The following is a 24447-nucleotide window of genomic DNA, read 5'->3' on the forward strand; positions in this document are numbered from 1 at the left end:
TTTATTGATTATAAGTTTTATTTATGCTTATTAGTTTATGCCAATACAAATGCTCAAATAATCCCGACCAGTACATTCCAAAAGTGAATGCGAACAGCAATTCTTCTATTGGAATGCCCAAGAAAAGAATATGGGTTAGGTTGTCGAGATTCCAGTACAGCTCCACATATTGAGGATAAAACGGAAGAATACTTCCGAAATAAATGAAGTACAGTATGGTAAACAAGATTCCCCCAACCCAAATCTTTCCTTTCAAATCTGGGCGACAATAGAGTGTTGCCAATCCACCAATAAATAAGGCTATAATGCCACAATAAATATGGTTAAGTGAAGTAAATAGGGCAAGTGTAAGAAATACAAGCGCTGGTATAAAGAGAATATAAATATGCAATCGATGTCTTTGTTGACCACGCTCGCTATGCGGAATTTCAACGAGGCTTCGCTTAAAAATAAGGTTGTAAAGTACCGCACCAATCCCTCCAATAGCAAAAGAAAAAATAAGGCTCTCTATGTCGAAACCTGTTTTTTCTGTCAAATCGAACAGCGAAGGTGGAAACCAATATTCTGGAACAAATAAGGGCTCTGTTAACCCGAAAGGCATAGTGATGAGGCTCATTTTGAGCATTTCTTTTCTATGTCTTTTTTTTGACAAATAGATTGCCGCCCAGAGAGCGAGAATTATAAGTGACCATATAAACCAGACGTATTGCATCTTATCTTTTTTATTTTTTCACTTTTATTTGTGCATTGTAAAAGGCTCCAATACAAGCACCAATAAGCCATCCTATAATAAATGTTTGTACAATACCAAAGAACGCTTCCAATAGTGGTACATCCATTCTTATAATACTAGTAGTATCTAACCCGTGTAAAAGGCTATTAAAAAAAGATATTGTACCTTCTTGACCTGCCGTTGCCATTACAATCATACAGCCTATATAAATTAAGGCACCAGTAAGACCGAAGGCAAATCCTAGTTTTTTTACATTAAATCGATTCATAATTTCTAGTTTTTAATTAGTTGTTAGCGTTTAAAATCTTTTTTGACTCTTCATATTCCTCCTTGGATATCTCACCTTTTGCTAAACGCTTTTTTAAAATATCCAATGGGCTGTCTTTCTTTGTTTTTTGATATGGGATGTCTGCTGGGATAAAGAATATCCAAGCAATGAATGCTATCCATATAATCCACCATATTAGGTGCATGCCTCCAAAATGTCCGTCGTAAAAATGCATAATCTTTAATTTTTAGTTGTTATTAATTTATTTCTGTTATTGTATATCCGTTAAGTTTGCTGAGCTGTTTTTGCAATTCAGCAATTGAAAGGTTTTCCTTCATCTTAATGAGTGTAGCCCCTTTTGGTGCTAGAAAAATTTCTGCTTTTTCTATGTTGGGATGTGCTTCTAAGTTTTTCTTGACGCGTGAAACACATCCACCACAACTAATACCGTTTATTTGAAATTTTTGCTTCATTGTTTTAAGTATTTAGTGATGTTGATGCCCTTTGTGTTCTTTTTTTGTCTCAGCCGAAGATGTTCCTTCACCATGTTTATGATTATTCTGTTTTTCAGAATGGTTATGCCCTCCATGGCCATGTGAGCCATGAGGCATAAATAGGTGGATGGCGAACATGAAAATGATGAAAATGAAGAGGGATGAACCGTCTCCTATACCAAATGATGGCGCTAAAAAGATGAACAGTAGTGGTAGGCCACATCCGATGACCATCCATATCCAGTGATTTTTCATTGTCTCTTTTTTTAGATTAGTGATGTGAAGAATGGTCTTCTTCATTTGGTTGGGAACCCTCATCATTATTGTTCATCATATTTCCCGTCATTTTTTTGTTGCCCTGCATCATTTGCATGGCGTGATTATTGCCTCGCATAGTTGCCATGAATTCTGTCATGAAATCGTGGTTTTCTGAAATGGTTTTTATGATTTCACTCCGTGTTTCAGAATTTTCAAGCATTGCCTTTACATCAGTTTCTTGACTGCAACTGTTTAAGCTTAAAAGCCCAATCGCAGATAAAATAATTGCTAGTTTTTTCATAATATTTGTTTTTAGTTAAACATTCATTTGTAATTAATAATCACATTCCCAAAATCCATTTTAAACTATAGGTAAGGGAAATGTGTTATAAGCTATTAATTGGCAGATTTTAGAAATTCCAATATCTTATTACTTTCCTTTTCTGTTAAATTTGCCCGAACTCTCATATGTAAACTTATGGTCTCCCAATCAGTATCATTATAGTCTGCTGGTGAAGGTGCCAAATGACACCTGTTACAAGTTTCTCCCCATAATTGTGCGCCAGATTTTTCAATTTTAAATTCGTCTTCAACATCTGTAACAGCTGTATATTTATCCTTTGTAGAGGAACAGCTTACAATTACCGCCCCTGTTATAAGCAGCATTAAACCGATTAAAACTATTTTATATATTGTTTTCATGATTTCTGTATTTATATGTTTATTAGAATCCAATTGCCCAGTGTACAAAGAAGCCATTAGTTGTGCCACCACCATCATGACCACCAACAGCGTCGGTTGTCTGGTATGCCACTTTTATAACTGACCTCCAGGTTAGCCAATAGTTTAGCCCAAAGGCATATTGATCAGATTGTTCTTCCCATTCAGCGCCTTCCGGTGTATTGAGATTTGAATACCTACCAACGAGCTCTAACTTTTTCATGAAATCACTACTAGCCATTGTTGGACGATAGCTTATTTGGGCATAGAACGAGTTGCTTTTATTGTCGAAGGTATATTCCTCTTCATCTCCATCTTCATGAACTTCGGTAAAAGTAGCATCATCAATATTAGAATTATTGTATTGTCCTTTAATATCAATAAACCCTTTAATAGCAGGTATTTGTTTTATAAAAGCAAAATCGATTGCATATAAGAACGCACCAACATTTTCGTAATCTGAATCTCTAGCGCCAACTTTACTTGTTGAATATGTAGAAAAACCTATTTCAGTTGAAGAATCTGCAAAAGGTAATAACCCAATACGTCCTCCAAAAGCTTTACTGTTATTGTTGTCTTCAAAATTTTGAAACAATAGCATTCCTGCTTCTTCAGGTTCTTCACTGCCATCCTTTAGTCTTGGACCATTTGTAGAATACACAGAATAATTCAATTTTGGTCCTCCAAGATCAAAAGCGCCTCGAAGTTCTACGCCAATGCCAGAAGAAGGTGCAATACCATCATGTCCAAAACCCAATGGCCTTGTGGGAAGCCTGTTTATCCAAGCTGGGTGTAATCTTTCCATAAACGTACCAAATGGAAGCAGAAACTTACCAGCTCTAACGGTCATGTTTTTATTAAGCACATACATGACGTCAGCATATTCTAAACCAACTTCAAGCTCATTACCTTCTAATACAAACTCTAACTCTGCCTCGAACAGAAGCCTATCAGAATGTTTGAATAAAAAGATGGGTGCAAAGGCAGACCCTACATAAGATGATTCGGTTTCTTCATCATTACTTAATGTATTCAGACCTGTATGGCCATAACCTCTAATCATAAACTGAGTTTTACTTGGTTTAAAAGGTTCTGAGGTTCTTGTACTATCAGTATTAAAATCATTATATGTTTGGCTAAATGCCATTTGAGTAAATACAATGATTACTGTTATTAGAATTAGCTTTTTCATTGTTTAAGAGTTCTTAGATAATTAATAATTTCCCAACGCTTTTTTTCTGGAATCGATGTCTTATAAGAGGGCATGGGTGATCGTCCTTGTTCTATTTTCCAAAATATTGCACCGTCTGACTGCGACTGAAAAGTTGGGCTTGTCAAATCCGCTGGTTTTGGTGTTAACCCTGCTCCGCCCATACCATCTCCTTTACCTTTTGGCCCATGGCATACAAAGCACAACATCTTATACACTTTCTTACCTGAGGCTAGAGTTTTTGCATCTCCTTTTAAAGGATTTTGTATTTTATCTGCACTAGCAGGTGCTACCCATTTTTTTTGCTGTACAGCTTCGTATTCATTTTTGGGATTATGAGTAAAACTTACAAACAAGACATACATCAAGCTCGCAAAAATGCTACTCACTAAGATTTGTTTTGTTTTCATAATTATTGATTTTGTTAGTTGTTTAGTTTATTTTTTTAATCTGCCATTTATCGTCGTTTCCTTTTACAGCAACCAAATTGGTAGAAACAAGTTTTGATGTTATTGGCGGTGGATTTTTCCTTTTTGTGTATTTCGGGGAAATATGTATGGCTAGTTGACTTAAGTGGTCAATTGTAGTTCCAATACTATCTATAACCACTTCAAAATAATGATAATTGACAACGTCTTTTTTAAAAATATCATTATAGCCTATAATCTCTTTATGTACCGTTAGTGCTAGTGCCTTTCCTTCATTAAAATTAATGGCATTAAGGAATTGGGGTTTAATAATAGTTACCCCTTTTTTATTTATATATCCGTAGTATAGAACCCCATCCTTTTGATGAGTAATCAAACATCTATCGTTTTTAAAAATTGGATAGTTGGCGTTGTCTGTTTTGGTGAGTACCAAATCATCTCTAAAATCAACGATTAATTTTCCGTTTAGGTCAATAAAACCCCATTGGCTTCCTTTTTTTACAGATGCAACCTCGTTATGAAAAGGTGATATATAATCTAAGTTTTCTAGAGTTTGAGCTATTCCAAAATATGGAATAAGCAGTAATGTAATGACAAATTTTTTCATTTTTAGTTTGATTTAATTTGTTAAAATTAATGGTTGTACTAAACCTATATCTGCATAACTTTCGTTGTTTTTTATATAATTTCATCGTAGAAGCTTCGTTCCCAATCCTCAGTATTTTTATAGTCTGTCATGCTCATTCCTGTTTCTGCTTTGAATTGTCTTGACAAGTGGTTTACACTGCTATAGTCTAATAAGTAGCCTATATCAGAAAATGAATGCTGTTTTAGCTGAATGAGTTCCTTGACTTTTTCTATTTTTAATTTGATAAAGAACTTTTCAATAGTTATTTTTTCATTAGCAGAAAATAGTTTGCTTAACATTTTATAGTCACGGTGTAACGCTGAGGATAAGAGTTCTGAAGTCTTTACTTTTATGTGCAACGGTAATTCAGCAAGTTCTTCTATTAGAAGAATTTTAATTCTTTCAACTATCATTTCCTCTTCACTTTGAACTATTTCAAAACCATTAGCGTGAAGCACATTTGCCACGTTTTCGGTAATTGTATTGTCATTTTCATGAGGTGCTTCCACCAATAGCCTTCCTAACTCTAGTGAGAGTACTGTAATACCCAATTCATGCAGCTCCTGCTTTATTACCTTCAGACATCTACTGCAGACCATATTCTTAATCCAAAATTCTTTTGGCGAACTCATTATATAACTGGTATTGCCATTGCGCACTACGCTCAATAGTTTGTAAGGCATTGGCCTTACAGGTTTAATTTATTTGATAAATTATGTTGTTGGAAAACGAGTACAACAACGCTTAGCCAGAAGTAATTCTTTGGCTATAATTGAGTGTGCAGATTGATGCGTTCAATCTGCAAGGAAGAAAATCAAATTAAGTAAGTCTCGTGTAGAATATGTATCTCCTTGGATAGTAAGGGCGGCCTATACGCCTCAAAAGGAACTGTGTTTTTTTCTAGTCCTTCAAAAAGGTTGATATACGAGTAAATAAATGTATTTAAGAAAACTAAAGTGTCTACTTCTAAAATGGGATTTGATTTTTTAAAAGTATCACTAGCTTCTTTTAGAATAGTCTGATTGTCACAACAATCTTTTTCTTGTAAAGTGGAGCACTTTTTAAAAGGATTATCTTTTTTTTGAACCTTATCCTTACAGGCTTTAGCTTTACTGAAAAATGCCATATCTACTAATTTGTCACAGCAAAAATGCATGTTCACCGTAAAGGAAGTAGTTGACAACAATATAGATGCCGCCAAAAAGAAAGACAATATTTTAGTAAAAAATGTTTTCACATTGTAAAGTTAAGAAATTTTGTTTAACATTTGAAAAATTGATAAAATCAAATTAATATATTTAACACATTAAAAATCAGATATTTATGTTTGCAACCAATATTTTAATTATTCAAAAGTAATGTTAAAGGTTAAACAGAAATATGATATATATCATATTTTAGATTTTAACTTAAAATCGATATCTGACTGCAAAATTAATCCCAAAGGGATGACCAGGACGTAAACCTGCTGGTACGCGAGATACAGTGTACTCTGTGTCAAACAGGTTGATTACGTTTGTTGTTAGTGCAAAATTTTCATTGAGAAAATAGTGCGCAGATAAGTCAAAAATGAAATTAGAATCCACTTTGAAATTTTCTGGAATCGCTCCTGAACCAGCTCTAGTTCTAAATGCACCAGTATATCGTGAATTCAAGTTTACTTCAAATTTCTTATGCTGTAGACCTAATATTGCATTTAATTGATTTCTTGCAATGTATGGTATTTCATCCCCTTTGGTCACTACGCCATAAATATCTTCGTTACTGTCAAAACTGGTCAGGAATTCGGTATCGGTAAGCGTATAGGAAATCGATAGAGGAAGTTTAAATTTCTCTGAGGTATTATATAGCAAATTGTAATTTAGTAAAAATTCAATGCCGCTTACGCGAACTTCACCTGCATTAAATTGGTCAAGGCTTCCGGTACCCCCTGTTGCTGCCAAATCACTTCCCAGTAGATTTTTATAATCATTGTAGAACCCGACAAGTTCCCCTGAAAAACCTTTAAAACCAAATCGAGAACCCAGCTCATAATTAATACTTTCTTCGGCATTTTGTCCTGGCGTATTGCTTGGTGGCGAAAACCCTTTGTGTACCCCACCGAAAACCGATATATAGTTATTGAATCTGTAATTTGCACCTATGCCTGGTATCCACACATCTACATTGTTTTCGCGAATAGCTAAATCCTGACCAGTTCTGTTTGGGTCATTGGTGCCATAATCCGTTCGGGTAAGGGTTATATTTTCATATCGCAAGCCAGGTGTTAAGGTCAGGTTCTTAATTTTAATTGTGTACAAGAGGTGCGTCGCCAATGCTTTTGCGCTACTTATACGATTGGCATCTGCACCCTTTTCGCCTACTGTAGTCCGTATTAATTCTTTATTTTGAAACGCATACCTGTCCACCCATTGAAATCGGTCCTCGTCATCTTCGTGGTAACGAATCCCTGCTTCCAGAGTTTGTAGCCAATCAGAACCCCATCGTAATTTGGCAATGGACTGAACACCATTTGACGTATATGTTCTGTTGTTTGCCTTTACGCCCATAACATCGTCTTGGGTATTTTCATTACCCAAAATGGACTGGTATTCTAAGGGGTAATCCATTGGTGATGACAGAATATCACTAATGCTCACCCTTTCGCCTAAATTTACGTCGTCCAATTTGTACCAATTCCGTTTGAACTTATTCAGGTAACCGGTAGTACTTATATTTAACGACGGGGATACCTGTATAAAATGGGTTAGCTGGTATTGTTGATGTTCGGCGTTCATTACATCTTCGGACGAGGCCCTGTATCTTCTATAAGGGTTTTCCTCAAAATCTTCATCCGTCAATCCCAAGTAAGTTTCGTTTGCCTCTTCTTCAGAATATTGGATTTTAAATGTTAACGACTGATATATTTTTGCATCTAAATTTGAGTTGACCCTAAACTTGGCCAAATAATCAGATTTGTCAAACCCTGTATTGCCACCGCCATCAAGTTCTTTAAAACCATTGGAATTATAGTTGAAATAGTCTGTTACAAATCCAAAGTTTTTATAGCTATCACCAATAACTAATTGTGTGTTTCTGGAATCATAATTTCCTACAGCAATTGAAGCCTTTCCAGAAAATTTGTCCGGGATTTGAGAAGACATCATATTAATGGCACCACCTGTAGTATTGGGTCCGTATTGAATTTGACTACTTCCTTTTAATATTTCTATGGCTTCCATTCGAGCTATTGTTGGAAAATAATAAGCGGCTGGGGCACTGTAAGGGGCTGGTGCAATGAGTACGCCGTCTTCCATCAAGTTGATTTTTGCACTACGCTCAGGCGATGTTCCTCTTAAACTTATATTTGGACGTAATCCAAATCCATCTTCTTCATAGATGTTAATTCCTGGAACTGTTTGTAAAACCCTATTGATATTAGTATAAGAGAATTTTTTTAATTCTTCTTTGGAGATATAACTTGCAGAGCCAGTTTTGTTTTTAACTTCAAATCTACTACCGAGTATAGTATTTCCAGAGACAATAACCTCTTTTAACTGTTCCGTTTTTTGTTGGACAGTATCCTTTTTTGGGGGATTAGTTTGCGCCCATATATTTGTAAATTGTAAGATAAATAGTAGGAAAAATAGAGTTCTCATTTGTTATAAATTATTTAGAATGATTTTAAATAAAGGCAAATATAAAATGATATTTTTAAAAACCAAGTATTATTTATAATTATTCTAAATAATATTTTATATCTCTAGATAATAGCTAGACAAATACAATAAATGTGATTTTTATCATATTTCGCTAAAAAGCTGTTTATTAAATTTGTGAATTCAGTTTTTTAATCAAAAATGTATTTCCCATGAAGAAATTAGTGATAATATTCCTAGTCCTTATCGTTGGACAATCAATGGTATCTCAAGAAAAGATAAATGAATTTGCTTTTGAATATGAAGCTGTTACCCGAGGTTTTTATCAGAAAATTAAGGTTAACAAAGAGACACTTGTTTTTAGTGAAGATAGAACTGTAAAAAAGAGCAGTACGGTAAAACTGAACAATAAACAATGGAATAAAATACTAGAATTAGTAGATGAAATTAAACTCAAAAATCTATCTTCTTTAAAAGCTCCGTCTGAAAAACGAAAATTTGATGGCGCTGCTCATTCGAAGTTAAAAGTTCTTTACAAAGATGATTTATATGAGTCACCTAGCTTTGACCACGGCAACCCGCCATTAGAGATTAAAGGCCTTGTAGACTATATTATAGAATTGAGTCAATCAGCCAAATAGGAATTTAAAATTATGTTAAACAAAATTAAAGTGTTAAAATTTTTGTAGCTTTGCACAATCAATGAAGAAGATTTTTCTTAAAATAGCATCTTTTTGCATGGCACTTTTAGTGTTTGTCTCAACATTGTCTTTCACTATTGAGAGTCATTACTGTGGCGATGTTTTAGTGGATTCTTCTGTGTTTGGTTCAGTTGAATCTTGTGGTATGGAAGTTCAGCAGAAACCATCTTCAAAAGAATGTGACCTTATTAACAAGAAAAACTGTTGTAGTGATGAGCAGTTGGTTGTTGATGGGCAAGATAATTTAAAAATTTCTTTCGATAAATTAGATAAGGAACAACAGTTATTGGTTGCTACTTTCATCTATTCATACATAAATCTGTTTACTGAACAACAAACAGAAAACACTTCTTTTAGAGATTATTCTCCTCCTCCCTTGGTCAGGGACGTTCAAGTTTTAGACCAAACCTTCCTTATTTGATTTTTAAGTAATTAGTACTGTAGTCCAACATTAAATTGTTTGGACTAAGCTGCTTGTCTTTTGTTTTTTAAAACAAAAATTATAATTACTTAAAAACTCATTTTTATGCTAAATAAAAGCATCAAATTTTTAATAGAAAATAAATTAGTAGCTGTTTTGTTACTAGCTTTATTCGTGGCATGGGGTGTTGTAAATGCACCTTTTGAATGGAATACTGGTTCTTTACCACGTAATCCTGTAGCCGTAGACGCCATACCCGATATAGGTGAAAACCAACAAATTGTATTTACAAAATGGGATGGTCGTTCCCCTCAAGATATTGAGGACCAAATTACCTATCCACTAACCACATCACTTCTGGGAATTCCTGGAGTTAAAACCATACGTAGCTCTTCGATGTTTGGCTTTTCCAGTATCTACATCATTTTTGAAGAAGATATTGAGTTCTACTGGAGCCGAAGTCGTATTCTCGAAAAATTAAATTCATTGCCGGCAGGTTTGCTACCCAGTGGTGTTAATCCTGCACTTGGCCCTGATGCGACAGGTCTTGGACAGATATATTGGTACACCCTAGAAGGCCGTGACGAAAATGGAAATGTAACTGGTGGTTGGGATTTACAGGAATTGCGTAGCATTCAGGATTTCTATGTAAAATATGCGCTGTCATCCGCAAGCGGTGTTTCAGAAGTGGCTTCAATTGGTGGTTACGTTTTGGAATACCAAGTAGATGTCAACCCAGAGTTGATGAAACAATATAAAATTGGTTTAAATGAAGTTGTAAAGGCAGTTAAACAAAGTAATCGAGATGTTGGAGCTCAAACATTAGAAATCAATCAAGCAGAATATCTTATTCGTGGTTTAGGATACGTCAAGTCCATTTCCGACTTGGAGAATGCGGTAGTTACATCAGAAGATTTTACTTCAATACGTTTAAAAGACATTGCAAAAGTATCTCACGGTCCTGCAACCAGGAGAGGACTTTTAGATAAAGAAGGTGCCGAAGTTGTGGGAGGAGTAGTTGTGGCGCGATATGGTGCAAACCCTATGGCGGTTATTAATAATGTAAAAGAGAAAATAAGTGAATTAAGTTCTGGTTTACCATCAAAAACGTTGAGTGATGGTAGAACATCGCAGTTAACCATCGTTCCCTTTTATGATAGAACTGAACTTATACAAGAAACCTTGGGTACACTTGATGAAGCACTGACGTTAGAGATTTTGATTACCATTTTCGTGATTATAATAATGGTATTCAATTTAAGAGCTTCTGTGCTTATTTCGGGATTATTGCCTGTAGCTGTATTAATGGTTTTTATTTCAATGAAACTATTTAATGTAGATGCCAATATAGTGGCTTTATCAGGTATCGCTATTGCTATTGGTACAATGGTCGATGTAGGTGTTATTCTATCCGAAAATGTGCTACGGCATATTGATGATAATGATGAAAACCTACCAATGAATACCGTTGTGTATAATGCAACTGCCGAAGTCTCTGGAGCCATATTGACAGCGGTAATGACAACTATTATAAGTTTCATTCCTGTATTCACGATGATTGGTGCGGAAGGAAAATTATTTAGACCGTTGGCTTTTACCAAAACTTCTGCATTAACGGCATCCCTTATTGTAGCCTTGTTTTTAATACCACCCTTTGCAGCATATTTGTTTAAAAAGCGAAACATTAAGACTTCCTTTAGTTATATGCTCAATGGAGCAATGATTATTCTAGGTATTCTTTCCATTATTTTTGGCTATCCTCTTGGGTTAATATTAATAGCATTTGGTGTTGTTGGTTTTCTTTCACTAAAAGAAAAAATTACCCCAAAACGTGCTAATATCATTAACATATTTGTTTCGGCTTTCGCTATCATATTTTTACTGGCAGAGTATTGGAGACCATTGGGAGTAGATAGAAGCATTCTTATAAACTTAATCTTCGTTGGTCTTATCTGTTTTGGTCTTCTTGGCGTATTTACCTTATTTAGAAATTACTATGTGCGAATTTTAAATTGGGCATTGCGCAATAAGCTGTTATTTCTTTCAGTACCTACTGCCATTGTAATTTTTGGAGTAATGATTATGCGTAATACTGGTAAAGAATTTATGCCGTCCCTTAATGAAGGCTCTTTTCTGCTTATGCCCACTTCAATGCCACACGCCGGTGTTGAAGAAAACAAACGGGTGTTGCAGCAATTGGATATGGCAGTTGCCAGTATCCCGGAAATTGAAACTGTAGTTGGGAAATCTGGGCGTACAGAATCGGCATTAGATCCTGCACCATTATCAATGTATGAGAATGTCATTCAATATAAATCAGAATATATATTAAATGATAAAAGAGCTAGACAACGTTTTAAAGTAGATGAAGACGGACTATTCATTCTCAAAGATGGAAGCTTCGTTGTCAACCCTAATAGCGAAATAAATGAAGCGGCTGACTACGATATTTCAAAAACCAAAGACCCATTTTCAGTTCGTCGTTCACAACTGATACCAGATGATGATGGTGAATACTACAGAAACTGGCGACCTGAAATTGAATCCCCAGATGATATTTGGAAAGAGATTGTAAAAGCCACCAAACTACCAGGAGTTACTTCAGCGCCAAAACTGCAACCTATTGAAACACGCTTGGTAATGCTACAAACAGGTATGCGAGCACCAATGGGAATTAAGGTAAAAGGCCAAGATTTGAATGAGATTGAAGCATTTGGAGTACAATTAGAAGATATTCTCAAGCAAGCCGATGGTGTTAAGGATGAAGCTGTTTTTGCCGACCGTATTGTAGGGAAACCTTATCTGCTTTTGGATATTGATAGAGAACGGCTTGCGCGTTATGGAATTTCCATAGAACAAGTACAGCAAGTCATTCAGGTATCTGTTGGTGGAATGGTGCTAACTCAAACCGTTGAGGGTAGAGAGCGATATGGTATACGTGTGCGATATCCGAGAGAGCTACGTGCAAATCCAAGTGATTTAAAAGATATTTATGTGCCTGTAGAAAAAGGTAATCCAATTCCATTAAGTGAACTGGTTACTATTCGTTACGAACAGGGTCCACAGATTATTAAAAGTGAGGACACATTTTTGGTAGGCTATGTCCTGTTTGACAAATTAGATGGATATGCTGAAGTAGATGTTGTTGAAAATGCACAAGCGCTCATTCAAGAAAAAATTGATAGCGGCGAATTAATTGTTCCCAAAGGAATTAACTACCTATTTACTGGTACATATGAGAATCAATTGCGCGCTGAAAAAACCCTGTCTGTGGTTGTGCCGTTAGCACTAGCAATAATATTTCTTATTCTCTATTTCCAGTTCCGTTCTGTTGGTACATCATTAATGGTATTTACAGGTATCGCAGTTGCATTTGCCGGTGGATTTTTAATGATTTGGTTCTACGGACAAGACTGGTTTTTGAATTTTAACTTCTTTGGTGAAAACCTTCGAGACCTTTTTCAAATGCATACCATAAACTTGAGTGTTGCTGTATGGGTGGGATTCATTGCCTTATTTGGTATTGCAACAGATGATGGTGTAGTAATGGCAACTTATCTAACGCAAACCTTTGACAAAAACAAACCTAAAGACAGAAAAGGAATAAGGGCATCTGTGGTCGAAGCTGGAGAGAAACGTATTCGACCTTGTTTGATGACAACAGCAACTACCATTCTTGCTTTACTGCCTGTACTCACATCAACAGGCCGCGGTAGTGATATAATGATACCAATGGCCATCCCTTCTTTTGGAGGAATGCTAATTGCCTTAGTAACCTTATTTGTTGTGCCAGTTTTATTTAGCTGGAAACACGAGTTTCAATTAAAAAGAGCTACAAAATGAGATATATAATTTTAATAGGAATAGTTGTTTTCGCTTTCACGAAAACAAATGCACAAGAGTTAGTGTCTTATATTCAGGAAGCTGAAAGGAATAATCCAGAAATTCAGGCTTTTGAATTGCGGTATAACATAGCCGAAGAAAAAGTAAATGAGGTCAATACCTTACCAGATACTCAAGTAAGTGCTGGCTATTTTGTGAGTGAACCCGAAACCCGCACAGGAGCACAACGCGCACGTTTTTCAGTAAAGCAAATGTTGCCTTGGTTTGGAACCATTACAGCTAGAGAAAATTACGCAAGTTCAATGGCAGAAACTCAATATGTAGATATTGCGATTGCCAAGCGAAAACTTGCCCTAGCAGTATCTCAATCTTATTATAAGCTATATGCCATCAGAGCAAAACAACGTGTTTTAGATGAGAATATTGAGCTTTTAGAAACTTATGAACGCCTTGCACTAACCTCGGTAGAAGTTGGTAAGGCATCTGCAGTGGATGTACTGCGCCTTCAAATAAGACAAAATGAACTTGTACAGAAAAAAGATGTACTGGAGCAAGATTACCTTGCTGAACAAGTAGCTTTCAACAATCTATTAAATCGTGATGAAACTATTGCGGTAACCGTTGTTGAGGAGATGTTTATTCCAGGGGAGGATGCATTAATATTAACCGAAAATCTTCAGTTAAATCCTGAACTGCTGAGGTATGATAAGTTATACGAATCGGTTGAACAATCAGAGTTATTAAATCAGAAAGAAAGTGCACCCAACATAGGTTTTGGTTTGGATTATGTGCCAGTTTCTGAACGTCCTGATTTGAGTTTCAGTGATAACGGAAAAGACATTGTAATGCCAATGCTATCTATTTCAATTCCAATTTTCAATAACAAGTATAAGTCTGTAACAAAGCAGAATGAATTAAAGCAATTACAAATACAATCTCAAAAAGCAGATAGGCTAAACAAACTAGAGACGTTACTTGCAGATGCGCAATATAGTAGAGAGACAACAAGAATTAAGTTCAATATTCAATCAGATAATTTGAAACAAGCCAATGATGCTGAACAAATCCTGATAAAAAATTATGAGACGGGTACTATTGATTTTAATGATGTATTAGATGTACAGGAGTTACAGTTAAAATTTCAAATCAATCTTATTGAATCTATTAAAGGCTATTATATACAATATGCCTTGATTAATTACTTAACATAATAAAAATGAGAATAATAAATATAATAACATTATTACTATTTACCACTTCAGTTTTTGCCCAAGTTGGTACAAATGGTGAAGACAGAAAAGAAGAAAGTCGCCCAGTTAAGGAGTATAACCTTACCATAGAGCAAAAGGAAATGACACTTGGAGGTGTCACCGCTAAGGCAATGACTTTAAATGGCAGTATTCCTGGACCAACGTTAGAATTTAATGAAGGAGACCTTGCCATAATCAATGTAACTAATAAAATGGACGAAGAAACCTCGGTACATTGGCACGGGTTGATACTTCCAAATTTCTATGACGGTGTTCCTTATTTAAATACACCGCCAATTGAACCTGGAGAGACGTTTCAATACAGAATCCCTATTAACCAATCTGGTACCTATTGGTACCATTCCCATACAATGCTTCAAGAACAAAAAGGAGTTTTTGGTTCAATTATCATTCAGCCCAAAGAAAAAACATTGGATTATGATAAAGATTTGATTGTAATGCTGTCTGACTGGACCAATGAAAAACCACTAAATGTATTACGAAACCTTAAACGAGGTAATGAGTGGTATCAGGTAAAAAAAGGTACATCAGTGCCATTGAGTAGAGTCATTAAAGAAGGTGCATTGGGCGCACAATTTAAGTTTTGGCGAGACCGTATGGAAGGTGCGGACATTTCGGATATCTACTATCCAGCATTTTTGACCAATGGTAAAAAAGTAGCGGAATACCCAGAATTTAAGCCAGGTGAAAAGGTCAGACTTCGCTTTATAAATGCTTCAGCATCCACCTATTATTGGATGGATTTTGGTGGAGGCAACCCAATCATAGTTGCGAGTGACGGTATAGATGTGGAACCTGTGCATAAAAGCCGATTTCTTTTTGGAATAGCCGAAACCTATGATGTGATAGTAACTATCCCGGAAGGTACTTTAGAGATTACTGCCACAACGCAAGATGGTTCTGGTAACACCTCTTTACATCTAGGACAAGGAACACTTTTTCCCGCAGTTGTAATAGACAGACCAGACAAAGTGGAAATGATGAAGCAAATGGCAAAAATGGATATGAAGATGGGTGCACCTGCAATGGTGGGCAATCAAAAGGAAAAAACGCCAGAAGTATTAATGCAAAAGTACGGGATGAAGATGGATATGAAGGATGGGCAGATGAAAATGAATATGGGCAATACGATGGAGATGAAAAAGGACTCGATGTCAATGAACCATAACGAAACATCGGACAAAATGAAAGGTCATATGAATCATGATACGTCCAAGATGAAAAAAGACAGTTCCGTTTTCGATTACAGTACTCGTAAAACCTATTTCAACTATGATTTTTTAAAGGCAAAAGAGAATACCACTTTTGAGACAGATGCGCCAGTAAATGAGATACTGCTTAATCTAACCGGAAATATGCAACGATACATTTGGAGTATGAATGGCGTACCATTGTCAGAAACCGATAATATTAAAATTAAAGGCGGTGAGGTTACAAGAATCACCTTAAATAACATAACAATGATGCATCACCCAATGCACCTTCACGGACATTTTTTCAGGGTGATTAATGAAAATGGGGAGCGTTCACCATTAAAGCACACGGTTAACGTGCCACCAATGCAAAAAGTGATTATAGAGTTCTATAATGAAGAAGTTGGTGATTGGATTTTTCATTGTCACGTACTATATCATATGATGGGTGGTATGGCAAGAGTATTTAGTTATGATACACCAAGAGACGAAAGGATGAAAGAATTTCCAGCTCAAAAGCTAGTGGATGAAACAGACCTGTATTACTCGTGGGGAGCTGCGCGGATAGGTTCAAACTTTAATGAACTCTTTTTAACGACGAGCAACATTCGTAACGAATTTGGATTACGTGCCGAATTTGATTATGACCAAAATGCCGAAATAGAAGTAAATTATAACAGGTATTTGAATGATTGGGTACGTGTTTATGTAGGTGTAAATACTGAAACCGAAATCCCAAATTCTTATGATGAATTTAATACCGTAGGATTGGTAGGTTTAAAATATTTCACGCCTTACAGATTTAACGTAGATGTGAGTATTGACCATCAATTGCGCCCAAGAATACGGTTGGATAGAGAGATATTGATTTTTCCAAGAATTTTTCTGGAAGGGGAATATGAATATAGAGCCGACTTTGGTTGGGTCAATGATTTAGAAAATAATAGTTCTTATGAAGGTGAGACCCAATGGTTGGTAGGAGCTTCTTATATCCTTTCAAGAAATTTTTCAATACAAGGAAATTATAATAATGTATATGGTTGGGGTGGTGGCCTTTTAGCCAGATTTTAAAACTATAAATGATAAACTTTAAACAAATAAAAATGAGCAAATTAAAATTAGTATTTGGAGTGGTTGCAATAGCATTTGTAACCTTAACAGTAGTGTCTTGTAAAGATGCTAAAACAGAAAGCAGTACCAATTCTGAAATCGGTACTGAGGAAGACCATTCAAAAATGAACCACGATAATTCCGATGGCCACCACGATGTGGATAAAAAGGAAATGGCAATGAGTGGAAATGGTAATTCACAAACTGTATTAAATGACTATTTCATTCTTAAAGATGCCTTGGTAGCAGATGATAATGCTAAAGCCAAAGGGCTTGGTGCAACCCTCGCAACAACTTTGGGAAAACTTGACATTTCAAAATATACTGACACTCAAAAGGCAGATTTAAAAGATATTATTGAGGATGCTGTAGAGCACGCAGAACATATTTCTGAAAGTGACATTGCACACCAGCGTGAGCATTTCAAAGTATTGAGTAAAGATATTACAGATATGGTAGCCATTACTGGTACACAAAATACATTGTACCAACAGTTTTGCCCAATGTATGATGGTGGTAGTGCTTGGTTGAGTATGAGTGAAGATATTAAAAATCCGTACTACGGTAGTAAAATGTTGAAATGCGGAAAAGTTCAAAAGGAAATCAATTAAATGAAGATTGTAAAAATCATAGCAATAATCTTGTTGGTTGCTTTTGTAGGTATACAATTTGTGCCTGTAGACCACAACCAAAGTGAAGGTGTTCCAAAAACCGACTTTATGTTGGTAAATGATGTCCCAAATGATATCAAGAACAAATTGCAAGTCTCTTGCTATGATTGTCACAGTAACAATACAAAATATCCTTGGTACAACAAGGTGCAACCGGTAGCCTGGTTTCTAGAAGAGCATATCAAAGAAGGAAAAGCAGAGTTAAACTTTAATGAGTGGGATTCTCTTTCAAGTAGAAGGAAAGTAAGTAAACTGAGGTCTATGATTAAGCAGATTGAAAGTGGTGAGATGCCTTTAGGTTCCTATACTTTCATTCATAAAGACGCAAAGTTTTCAGAAGAAGAAACCCAGCAGCTAGTTGAGTATATAGAAAATTTAAAAGACAGTTTATAGTTAATATTAAAATATAAAAAATGAAAAATATAAAAATGAGTATAGCAACAATGCTATTGTTAGCAGTTTCCTTTACCAATGCACAGGAAAAAGGAAAAATGAAAATGGACCATGGTAAAATGATGAATATGAAATCTGAAGCGATTTTAAGTGATTATTTCAGCTTAAAGGATGCTTTGGTGGCAGATGATTCTAAAAAAGCAGCTGAGGCAGGTTCTAAATTGGCGGTTTCACTAAAGGCATTTGACAAGTCAAATTACACCGCAGGAGAGCAAAAAGAATTGACGGATATTATTGAAGATGCTACAGAGCACGCAGAGCATATTACAAAAAGTGAAATAGGCCATCAGAGAGAACATTTTAAGACATTAAGTAAGGATATTACGGATATGGTAGCTATAACTGGCACTAAGAATACGCTGTATGAACAGTTTTGCCCAATGTACGATAAGGGTAGTGCTTGGTTAAGTACAAAAGAAGAGGTGAGAAACCCATATTATGGAAGTAAAATGCTTAAGTGCGGGAAAGTTCAAAAGACTATTCAATAGATAATCCCTTCCTTATGTCTTTATACATTCTTCTGGTTTATTAGTTAACATAAGATGATAAAATGACAAGGATATCTGAATAGTTAGAAGCCCTGTCGTGGGAAGGGAAAATAGTTGATGGTTAGTGTTAGTTCCTTCCCGTGACAGGCAAAAATAAAAGTCCTAATAAGAGAAAGGGCGCATGTTTTTAGTTGGTTGGTTATGAGGCCCTTTCTCTTAATTAGGCACAATGAATTTTCTGAAAAAGAAAAGTTGATTTGGTTAATAGCAGCCTGTGCAAGGGAGAGAGAATAATCCCCCTATAATATAGTATCTCTCTTCCTTTGTCAGGCAAAACATAAGCTTTTGAAAAAGAGAAGTTTAATTAAATGCACTTGATTTTGAGAGAAGAACCTGTTTTTTGATTGATGGATAGCGTCTAACTCTCATTTTCAGGTGCTGTTTAAAGAGAAAATAATAACAAAGTAAAATTATAATTGAATTTAACTAAAGTAAGTAATGAAAGATTGTTGCAAGGACGGTTGCCAAAACAAAGCAGAAAAATCTGTTATTAAAAAATGGTTCAATTATATAGTATATATAATCATTGCTATAATTGTTATTAGTGCATTAATGATTCAATTAACAAGTAAATAACCAATTTAAAATGACAACAAATATGAGCAAAGAATATATCCCTGCATTAGGCTATAATTGGTTAACAAACTTATATGATTGGGCGATTAAATTAACAATGCCTGAAAGCAAATTCAGAAATAGATTAATAGACTATCTAAATCCTAAGAATAGTGACACAATTCTTGAATTTGGATTTGGCACTGGACAAAATTTAATTATTGCAAACAATCGAAACAATAGCACATATTATGTGGGCTTAGATATAGACCCTAAGGTAAAACATATTGCTGAGGAAAAGTTTAAGAAAAAAGGATTGAAAATCAAGCTTGATTTATATGATGGTAATCTTTTTCCATACGCAGACAATACTTTTGATAAAGTATTTAGCTCGTTGGTTTTTCATCAATTAGATAAAAACACAAAATCTTCTTGTTTAAATGAAATCAATAGAGTGTTAAAACCGGATGGAAAAATAATAATTGGGGATTGGGGAAAAGCGAAATCAAAGTTTATGAGATTTACTTTTTATATAGTTCAAGTGCTTGATGGGTTTAAAACAACATCAGATAATGTAAATGGACTTATGCCAGAATACATGAAAAAATCAGGGTTTAAAAATGTTTCAGAAATAGATTATATAAATACAAAAATAGGTAGTTATTGCTACTATACAGGAGTAAAATAAATAACTAAAAAAATTAAAAAAGATGAAATCCTTAAAAACAACATTAACAATAGTATGCACCTTATTTATTATCACAAGTATTCAGTCGCAAAACAAAGATTCAGAAGCAGTCGCCTCTGTAATGAAAACCTATAAAGACGCACTACAAAACCTTACTACAGAAGGTACATTCGAGTTATTTACAAAAGACTCTAAAGTGTTTGAATCTGGGGGTGTAGAAGGAACTTACAGTCACTATATAGAGCATCATTTGGGTCCAGAATTAGGGCACTTTAAAAGTTTTACATTTTCAGATTATGAAATCGATGTACAAGTAGATGCACCTTATGCATTTACAACAGAAACCTACATCTATACCATCGTTCTAAACCCTGATGATAAGGGCAATTCTAGAACTATAAAGAAAAAAGGAGTGGCAACATCAATTTTAAAGAAGATAGATGGTAAATGGAAAATTATTAAAACACATTCTTCATCAAGAAATATAAAGTAAAATCTAATGAAAAAACATATCCACCTTTCTGTATTACTAATCGTTTTTCTAATCGTCTCTTGCAAACAAGAAACAAAAGATGTCAAAGAGGTAGTTGTTGAGGAAAAAGCTTCAGAAACTTCTACACAACCAAATAAAAAGAAACCTTTAAGCCCACATACATCAACAATGGCAATGATAGGCGATGCTCATATCCATATTGATTATTCATCACCAGGAGTAAGAGATAGAATCATCTTTGGTGGTTTGGTAGGGTATGACCAAGTGTGGCAGGCAGGCGCGCATATGGCTACCTGGATAGAAACCAATAAAGATTTAATCATAAATGGAGAAACGATTCCTAAAGGGAAATATGGCTTTTTTACAATTCCATCAAAAGGCGACTGGACAGTGATGATTAATAAAAACTGGGAGCAACACGGTAAAGATGAATATGACGAAAAAGATGATGTTATTCGATTTAAAGTAACACCTACAATTTCAGAGGAAATCACTGAACATTTAAAGTATGAGGTAACGAAGAAAAATGAAACGGAAGGCACTATATCTCTTGCTTGGGAAAAAGTAAAAATCGAGTTTCCTTTTGTAGTAAAAAATTAAAAAATGGTAAACAGGCATACAGCTTTAAAAATTAGAAAAACCCACAGGTATTTGGGTCTCTTTTTAGGGATTCAATTCCTGTTTTGGACTATTAGTGGCTTGTATTTTAGTTGGACAGATATTGATGAAATACATGGAGACCAATTTAAAAACTTGGAGTATCAACCCAAAACGTTTAATAATTTAATAAGTCCTTCAAAACTAGGAACATCTGCAGGAGTTAATACTATTGAGTTAAGAGATATTGGCAATACACCATATTATTGGGTAAACAATAAACTATTGTATAACGCTATCGATGGAAGTCCAAAAAATAGTATTACAAAGGATGAAGCACTTTATATTGCCAAAAACTATATGAAAAGCGACTTGGTGGTAGAATCTGTTGAGGAAATTACAGAAACTGGAAAACATCACGAGTATCGAGAAAAACTGTTGCCTGCTTATGTTATATCTTATAAAACAGATGACGCTCTAAAGGCATATGTTTCTGTAAAAGATGGAAAATTTCAAACCGTAAGACATCGCAGCTGGCGATGGTTCGATTTTCTTTGGATGACGCATACTATGGACTATGAGGGACGAGATAATTTCAACACCATTGTTTTAAGAGCATTTTCACTTTTAGGTTTGATAACCGTTTTAAGTGGATTCTTGCTTTGGTATACGTCATCACCAACGATTAGAAAAATTAATAAAAAAAATAAAAAATAAATATTATGAATAAAAACATCATTTATATAGGTGTTGCGTTGATTGTTGGCCTGTTGGGCGGCTTTCTAATTTTTGGTGGAGATTCTGCCGATAGTGCAACAAATGAGGTTATGGATAACCACAATCATTCAGAAGAAATTGCTTCCAATCAAATGTGGACCTGCTCTATGCATCCGCAAATTATGCAACCGGAAGCAGGAGATTGCCCCATTTGCGGAATGGATTTAATTCCAGCTGAAACTGGTGCAGATGGTCTTAGTGCAAATGAGATTAAAATGACAGACAATGCGACAGCATTGGCTAACATTCAAACATCCGTGGTAGGACAAGGAGAAATGGAAGATAACTCTTTAAAGTTATCAGGTAAAATAAAGGCCAATGAAGAGTCTAATGCAGTACAAGTCACTTATTTTGGCGGAAGAATTGAAAAACTATACGTTAATTCTACGGGAGAACGTGTAGGTGCTGGACAGCGTCTAGCAACTATTTACTCACCAGAATTAGTTGCTGCACAGCAAGAATTGCTTACGGCTTCATCCCTAAAAGAATCGCAGCCAGAATTATATAAAGCTGTTAGAAACAAACTTAAACTTTGGAAACTTTCAGAAAAGCAAATAAACGCTATTGAATCTGCTGGAAAAGTACAAGAGTACTTTCCCGTATTTGCAACAGTTTCAGGCACGGTAACTCATAAAATGGTAGAAGAAGGTGACTACGTAAAACAAGGACAACCTCTTTATAAAATAGCCAATTTCAATACGGTTTGGGCAGAATTTGATGCCTATGAAAATCAAATTGCTTTGCTAAAAGAAGGTCAATCTATTAAGGTTACTACAAATGCATACCGCAATGAGGTTTTTGATGCAAAGATTTCTTTCATAGACCCATTACTGAATTCAACAACCAGAACTATCGTTGTAAGAGCAGTGCTCAACAATAAAAAAGATAAGTTTAAACCAGGAATGTTTGTTGAAGGTAAAGTTGAAGGGATTCAATCGAGTTCTAAAAGTACGGTTACGGTTCCTGCTACTGCTGTAATGTGGACAGGTGAACGCTCTGTGGTTTATATTAAAACAAAGCCAAATGAGTCTGTTTTTGAAATGAGAGAAGTTCTTTTAGGTAATACCAATGGCACTAATTATACAATATTAGAAGGTCTTGAAAATGGAGATGAAGTGGTGACTAATGGAACATTTACAGTAGATGCAGCGGCCCAATTACAGGGTAAAAAATCTATGATGAACACCGAAGGAGGTAAAACAACAACTGGGCACGAAGGACACCTAGGTATGCAAGAGAATAGTTCAGGAGACGCGAAGGAAAATACTAACCATTCAAAGATGAATAAAAGAATCGAAGTTCCCAATAAATTTCAAAATCAATTAAAGGAAGTTTTTGATGATTATATTCTATTGAAAGATGCTCTTGTTAATGACAACTCTGAAGAAGCACAAACAGTTGCAAAAAACATAGGAAAGAATTTAGCAAAAGTAGATATGAAATTGTTGTCCGATAACGAAGCACATAACCATTGGATGACCATACAAAAAGAATTAAAAAACTCTGCCAGTGCTATTGAGAAAAATTCGAACATAGCGGCGCAAAGAGGACATTTTAAACATCTTTCTGCACATATGATAAGTAGCGTAAGGCTTTTTGGGATTAACCAAACAGTATATAGTGAGTTTTGCCCTATGGCAGATAATTATAAGGGAGCCTATTGGTTGAGTTTAGAAAAAGAAATTCGTAACCCATATTACGGAGAAGCAATGTTAACCTGTGGTGAAGTAAAAGAGACTTTAGAATAATAAGGTTATAAACTAAATCAAATATCTACATTAAGAAAAGTTTGCAATGGTAATGGTAAGAGAAATGACGATGAGTGAAAGTAGAAGAAATAGAAGAAAAGCTAAAAAGAACAAGCGACAGTCTAAAAATGATATTTCTCAAAAAGATAAAATCATTTGCATACTGGCTATAGTTACCATATTTATAATTGCTGCTGTAGCCGCATATTATTATTCACTTTCAAAAGCAGGAGTAAATCTATTTTAAAAAAAATGAGTTCAATTATTCACATAAAAAATATGGTATGTCCGAGATGCATATCGACAGTATCGCAAATTTTGTCAGATTTAAATCTGGACTTCAAGGCTATTAAGTTGGGTGAAGTAGAATTGATTTCAAAACTTAACGAATTGCAAAGAGAGGCGTTAGCCAGGAAACTTAAAGATTCTGGTTTTAATATAATTAATGACCGTAAATCACAGCTTATTGAGCAAATGAAGAATCTTGTAGTTGAAAAAGTACATCATTCCAATGAAGAAACCAATGAAAAATGGGCAGATATTATAAGTGGTGAGCTCAACTTAGATTATAAATATTTAAGTTCCCTATTCTCGTCAGTAGAAAGCATCACGTTTGAGCAATACATTATCAATCAAAAAATTGAACGTGTAAAAGAACTTATTGTTTACGATGAATTGACCTTGAGTGAGATAGCTTTTCAACTACATTATAGTAGTGTAGCCTATTTGAGTAATCAGTTTAAAAAAGTTACAGGAATGACACCTACACAGTTTAAGAAGTCTGTGGACAAAAACCTAAAATCTTTGGACGATGTTTAATAAATTCTTTTATGAAAGAATAAGATATATGGTCAACTTACGTGACAATTTACAACTTGTACATTATAACATAAAGAAAGAACAGTGAATTATAAAAAACAGATTGGTAAAAGTATAGTTGCATTAGTGCTCTTTGTAGCATTAATGACACCTTCTGCCATTCAGTTTTTTCATACACTCGA

28 protein-coding genes are annotated in these 24447 nt (G+C 35.0%); 15 read left to right on the forward strand and 13 right to left on the reverse strand.

The window, feature by feature from the left end; all coding sequences use genetic code 11:
* Window position 1 precedes the first annotated feature (1 nt).
* The 13 genes from H526_RS0123095 to H526_RS0123155 all read right to left on the reverse strand — a co-directional run bounded on the left by H526_RS0123095 (window position 2) and on the right by H526_RS0123155 (window position 8377).
* The gene (locus H526_RS0123095; RefSeq protein WP_025740747.1) at window positions 2-712 is read right to left on the reverse strand and encodes a lycopene cyclase domain-containing protein; all 711 of its coding nucleotides are present in this window, start codon (window positions 710-712) and stop codon (window positions 2-4) included.
* Between the two features lie 10 nt (window positions 713-722).
* Window positions 723-1001 (reverse strand): DUF5676 family membrane protein, encoded by a 279-nt coding sequence (locus H526_RS0123100; RefSeq protein ID WP_025740745.1) that lies wholly within the window; start codon window positions 999-1001, stop codon window positions 723-725.
* 16 nt (window positions 1002-1017) lie between these two features.
* Complete coding sequence (locus H526_RS0123105) at window positions 1018-1236, reverse strand: SHOCT domain-containing protein (RefSeq protein WP_025740743.1); 219 nt, start codon at window positions 1234-1236, stop codon at window positions 1018-1020.
* A 22-nt stretch (window positions 1237-1258) separates the two neighbouring features.
* Entirely contained in the window at window positions 1259-1474 is a 216-nt protein-coding gene (locus tag H526_RS0123110; protein WP_025740741.1) for a heavy-metal-associated domain-containing protein, read from the reverse strand.
* A gap of 12 nt (window positions 1475-1486) precedes the next feature.
* On the reverse strand, window positions 1487-1612 hold the full coding sequence (locus tag H526_RS32535) for a hypothetical protein (protein WP_281171962.1): 126 nt from the start codon (window positions 1610-1612) through the stop codon (window positions 1487-1489).
* Window positions 1613-1766: 154 nt separating this feature from the next.
* A complete protein-coding gene (locus tag H526_RS29935) occupies window positions 1767-2054 on the reverse strand; it encodes a hypothetical protein (RefSeq protein WP_025740738.1) in 288 nt (95 codons plus the stop codon).
* A 95-nt stretch (window positions 2055-2149) separates the two neighbouring features.
* On the reverse strand, window positions 2150-2455 hold the full coding sequence (locus tag H526_RS0123125; protein WP_034228690.1) for a hypothetical protein: 306 nt from the start codon (window positions 2453-2455) through the stop codon (window positions 2150-2152).
* Window positions 2456-2477: 22 nt separating this feature from the next.
* Window positions 2478-3665: a porin family protein gene (locus H526_RS0123130; RefSeq protein ID WP_025740734.1), complete on the reverse strand. Its 1188-nt coding sequence runs from the start codon at window positions 3663-3665 to the stop codon at window positions 2478-2480.
* The gene (locus H526_RS0123135) at window positions 3662-4072 is read right to left on the reverse strand and encodes a c-type cytochrome (RefSeq protein WP_245591228.1); all 411 of its coding nucleotides are present in this window, start codon (window positions 4070-4072) and stop codon (window positions 3662-3664) included. Before H526_RS0123135 ends, H526_RS0123130 begins: the two co-directional genes overlap by 4 nt.
* A gap of 43 nt (window positions 4073-4115) precedes the next feature.
* On the reverse strand, window positions 4116-4718 hold the full coding sequence (locus tag H526_RS0123140) for a WG repeat-containing protein (protein WP_025740732.1): 603 nt from the start codon (window positions 4716-4718) through the stop codon (window positions 4116-4118).
* Window positions 4719-4789: 71 nt separating this feature from the next.
* Window positions 4790-5371 carry a helix-turn-helix domain-containing protein gene (locus H526_RS0123145; protein ID WP_025740730.1) on the reverse strand — a complete coding sequence of 194 codons (582 nt, stop codon included), beginning with the start codon at window positions 5369-5371 and terminating at the stop codon, window positions 4790-4792.
* A gap of 182 nt (window positions 5372-5553) precedes the next feature.
* Window positions 5554-5976: an HYC_CC_PP family protein gene (locus tag H526_RS0123150; RefSeq protein WP_025740728.1), complete on the reverse strand. Its 423-nt coding sequence runs from the start codon at window positions 5974-5976 to the stop codon at window positions 5554-5556.
* A gap of 172 nt (window positions 5977-6148) precedes the next feature.
* The gene (locus tag H526_RS0123155; protein ID WP_025740726.1) at window positions 6149-8377 is read right to left on the reverse strand and encodes a TonB-dependent receptor family protein; all 2229 of its coding nucleotides are present in this window, start codon (window positions 8375-8377) and stop codon (window positions 6149-6151) included.
* A gap of 212 nt (window positions 8378-8589) precedes the next feature.
* Here H526_RS0123155 and H526_RS0123160 point away from each other — a divergent pair, with 212 nt between their 5' ends.
* From H526_RS0123160 to H526_RS0123230, 15 genes are all read left to right on the forward strand, one after another.
* Window positions 8590-9018, forward strand: coding sequence for a hypothetical protein (locus tag H526_RS0123160; protein WP_025740724.1), 429 nt, complete (start codon window positions 8590-8592; stop codon window positions 9016-9018).
* A gap of 61 nt (window positions 9019-9079) precedes the next feature.
* Complete coding sequence (locus tag H526_RS0123165; RefSeq protein WP_025740722.1) at window positions 9080-9499, forward strand: HYC_CC_PP family protein; 420 nt, start codon at window positions 9080-9082, stop codon at window positions 9497-9499.
* A 105-nt stretch (window positions 9500-9604) separates the two neighbouring features.
* Entirely contained in the window at window positions 9605-13342 is a 3738-nt protein-coding gene (locus H526_RS0123170) for an efflux RND transporter permease subunit (RefSeq protein WP_025740720.1), read from the forward strand.
* Entirely contained in the window at window positions 13339-14553 is a 1215-nt protein-coding gene (locus H526_RS0123175) for a TolC family protein (RefSeq protein ID WP_027395175.1), read from the forward strand. Before H526_RS0123170 ends, H526_RS0123175 begins: the two co-directional genes overlap by 4 nt.
* Before the next feature lie 5 nt (window positions 14554-14558).
* Complete coding sequence (locus tag H526_RS0123180) at window positions 14559-16877, forward strand: multicopper oxidase domain-containing protein (protein ID WP_025740717.1); 2319 nt, start codon at window positions 14559-14561, stop codon at window positions 16875-16877.
* 32 nt (window positions 16878-16909) lie between these two features.
* A complete protein-coding gene (locus H526_RS0123185; protein ID WP_025740715.1) occupies window positions 16910-17527 on the forward strand; it encodes a DUF3347 domain-containing protein in 618 nt (205 codons plus the stop codon).
* A complete protein-coding gene (locus H526_RS0123190) occupies window positions 17528-17980 on the forward strand; it encodes a heme-binding domain-containing protein (RefSeq protein ID WP_025740713.1) in 453 nt (150 codons plus the stop codon).
* Between the two features lie 20 nt (window positions 17981-18000).
* Window positions 18001-18528 carry a DUF3347 domain-containing protein gene (locus tag H526_RS0123195; protein WP_025740711.1) on the forward strand — a complete coding sequence of 176 codons (528 nt, stop codon included), beginning with the start codon at window positions 18001-18003 and terminating at the stop codon, window positions 18526-18528.
* Between the two features lie 658 nt (window positions 18529-19186).
* The gene (locus H526_RS29940; protein ID WP_025740710.1) at window positions 19187-19831 is read left to right on the forward strand and encodes a class I SAM-dependent methyltransferase; all 645 of its coding nucleotides are present in this window, start codon (window positions 19187-19189) and stop codon (window positions 19829-19831) included.
* A gap of 22 nt (window positions 19832-19853) precedes the next feature.
* Window positions 19854-20324 (forward strand): YybH family protein, encoded by a 471-nt coding sequence (locus tag H526_RS0123205; protein WP_025740708.1) that lies wholly within the window; start codon window positions 19854-19856, stop codon window positions 20322-20324.
* Between the two features lie 6 nt (window positions 20325-20330).
* Window positions 20331-20924, forward strand: coding sequence for a DUF2911 domain-containing protein (locus H526_RS0123210; protein ID WP_025740706.1), 594 nt, complete (start codon window positions 20331-20333; stop codon window positions 20922-20924).
* 3 nt (window positions 20925-20927) lie between these two features.
* Complete coding sequence (locus H526_RS0123215) at window positions 20928-21638, forward strand: PepSY domain-containing protein (protein WP_025740705.1); 711 nt, start codon at window positions 20928-20930, stop codon at window positions 21636-21638.
* Between the two features lie 5 nt (window positions 21639-21643).
* Window positions 21644-23446 (forward strand): efflux RND transporter periplasmic adaptor subunit, encoded by a 1803-nt coding sequence (locus H526_RS0123220; protein ID WP_025740703.1) that lies wholly within the window; start codon window positions 21644-21646, stop codon window positions 23444-23446.
* Window positions 23447-23492: 46 nt separating this feature from the next.
* Entirely contained in the window at window positions 23493-23693 is a 201-nt protein-coding gene (locus H526_RS29945; RefSeq protein WP_034228641.1) for a hypothetical protein, read from the forward strand.
* A gap of 5 nt (window positions 23694-23698) precedes the next feature.
* Complete coding sequence (locus H526_RS0123230) at window positions 23699-24265, forward strand: helix-turn-helix domain-containing protein (RefSeq protein ID WP_025740701.1); 567 nt, start codon at window positions 23699-23701, stop codon at window positions 24263-24265.
* Window positions 24266-24447 lie beyond the last annotated feature (182 nt).

The organism is Aquimarina latercula DSM 2041 (assembly GCF_000430645.1).
In the GTDB taxonomy this organism is placed as follows: domain Bacteria; phylum Bacteroidota; class Bacteroidia; order Flavobacteriales; family Flavobacteriaceae; genus Aquimarina; species Aquimarina latercula.

Excerpts from the sequence above, each read along its gene's own strand:
- H526_RS0123095 (WP_025740747.1), bottom strand. The coding sequence starts at position 712 with ATGCAATACGTCTGGTTTATATGGTCACTTATAATTCTCGCTCTCTGG.
- H526_RS0123165 (WP_025740722.1), top strand. The coding sequence starts at position 9,080 with ATGAAGAAGATTTTTCTTAAAATAGCATCTTTTTGCATGGCACTTTTA.
- H526_RS0123125 (WP_034228690.1), bottom strand. The coding sequence starts at position 2,455 with ATGAAAACAATATATAAAATAGTTTTAATCGGTTTAATGCTGCTTATA.
- H526_RS0123215 (WP_025740705.1), top strand. The coding sequence starts at position 20,928 with ATGGTAAACAGGCATACAGCTTTAAAAATTAGAAAAACCCACAGGTAT.
- H526_RS29940 (WP_025740710.1), top strand. The coding sequence starts at position 19,187 with ATGAGCAAAGAATATATCCCTGCATTAGGCTATAATTGGTTAACAAAC.
- H526_RS0123195 (WP_025740711.1), top strand. The coding sequence starts at position 18,001 with ATGAAAAATATAAAAATGAGTATAGCAACAATGCTATTGTTAGCAGTT.
- H526_RS0123175 (WP_027395175.1), top strand. The coding sequence starts at position 13,339 with ATGAGATATATAATTTTAATAGGAATAGTTGTTTTCGCTTTCACGAAA.
- H526_RS0123185 (WP_025740715.1), top strand. The coding sequence starts at position 16,910 with ATGAGCAAATTAAAATTAGTATTTGGAGTGGTTGCAATAGCATTTGTA.
- H526_RS0123145 (WP_025740730.1), bottom strand. The coding sequence starts at position 5,371 with ATGAGTTCGCCAAAAGAATTTTGGATTAAGAATATGGTCTGCAGTAGA.
- H526_RS0123105 (WP_025740743.1), bottom strand. The coding sequence starts at position 1,236 with ATGCATTTTTACGACGGACATTTTGGAGGCATGCACCTAATATGGTGG.
- H526_RS0123160 (WP_025740724.1), top strand. The coding sequence starts at position 8,590 with ATGAAGAAATTAGTGATAATATTCCTAGTCCTTATCGTTGGACAATCA.
- H526_RS0123190 (WP_025740713.1), top strand. The coding sequence starts at position 17,528 with ATGAAGATTGTAAAAATCATAGCAATAATCTTGTTGGTTGCTTTTGTA.
- H526_RS32535 (WP_281171962.1), bottom strand. The coding sequence starts at position 1,612 with ATGCCTCATGGCTCACATGGCCATGGAGGGCATAACCATTCTGAAAAA.
- H526_RS0123205 (WP_025740708.1), top strand. The coding sequence starts at position 19,854 with ATGAAATCCTTAAAAACAACATTAACAATAGTATGCACCTTATTTATT.
- H526_RS0123210 (WP_025740706.1), top strand. The coding sequence starts at position 20,331 with ATGAAAAAACATATCCACCTTTCTGTATTACTAATCGTTTTTCTAATC.
- H526_RS29945 (WP_034228641.1), top strand. The coding sequence starts at position 23,493 with ATGGTAATGGTAAGAGAAATGACGATGAGTGAAAGTAGAAGAAATAGA.
- H526_RS0123170 (WP_025740720.1), top strand. The coding sequence starts at position 9,605 with ATGCTAAATAAAAGCATCAAATTTTTAATAGAAAATAAATTAGTAGCT.
- H526_RS0123180 (WP_025740717.1), top strand. The coding sequence starts at position 14,559 with ATGAGAATAATAAATATAATAACATTATTACTATTTACCACTTCAGTT.
- H526_RS0123220 (WP_025740703.1), top strand. The coding sequence starts at position 21,644 with ATGAATAAAAACATCATTTATATAGGTGTTGCGTTGATTGTTGGCCTG.
- H526_RS0123155 (WP_025740726.1), bottom strand. The coding sequence starts at position 8,377 with ATGAGAACTCTATTTTTCCTACTATTTATCTTACAATTTACAAATATA.
- H526_RS29935 (WP_025740738.1), bottom strand. The coding sequence starts at position 2,054 with ATGAAAAAACTAGCAATTATTTTATCTGCGATTGGGCTTTTAAGCTTA.
- H526_RS0123110 (WP_025740741.1), bottom strand. The coding sequence starts at position 1,474 with ATGAAGCAAAAATTTCAAATAAACGGTATTAGTTGTGGTGGATGTGTT.
- H526_RS0123140 (WP_025740732.1), bottom strand. The coding sequence starts at position 4,718 with ATGAAAAAATTTGTCATTACATTACTGCTTATTCCATATTTTGGAATA.
- H526_RS0123230 (WP_025740701.1), top strand. The coding sequence starts at position 23,699 with ATGAGTTCAATTATTCACATAAAAAATATGGTATGTCCGAGATGCATA.
- H526_RS0123130 (WP_025740734.1), bottom strand. The coding sequence starts at position 3,665 with ATGAAAAAGCTAATTCTAATAACAGTAATCATTGTATTTACTCAAATG.
- H526_RS0123100 (WP_025740745.1), bottom strand. The coding sequence starts at position 1,001 with ATGAATCGATTTAATGTAAAAAAACTAGGATTTGCCTTCGGTCTTACT.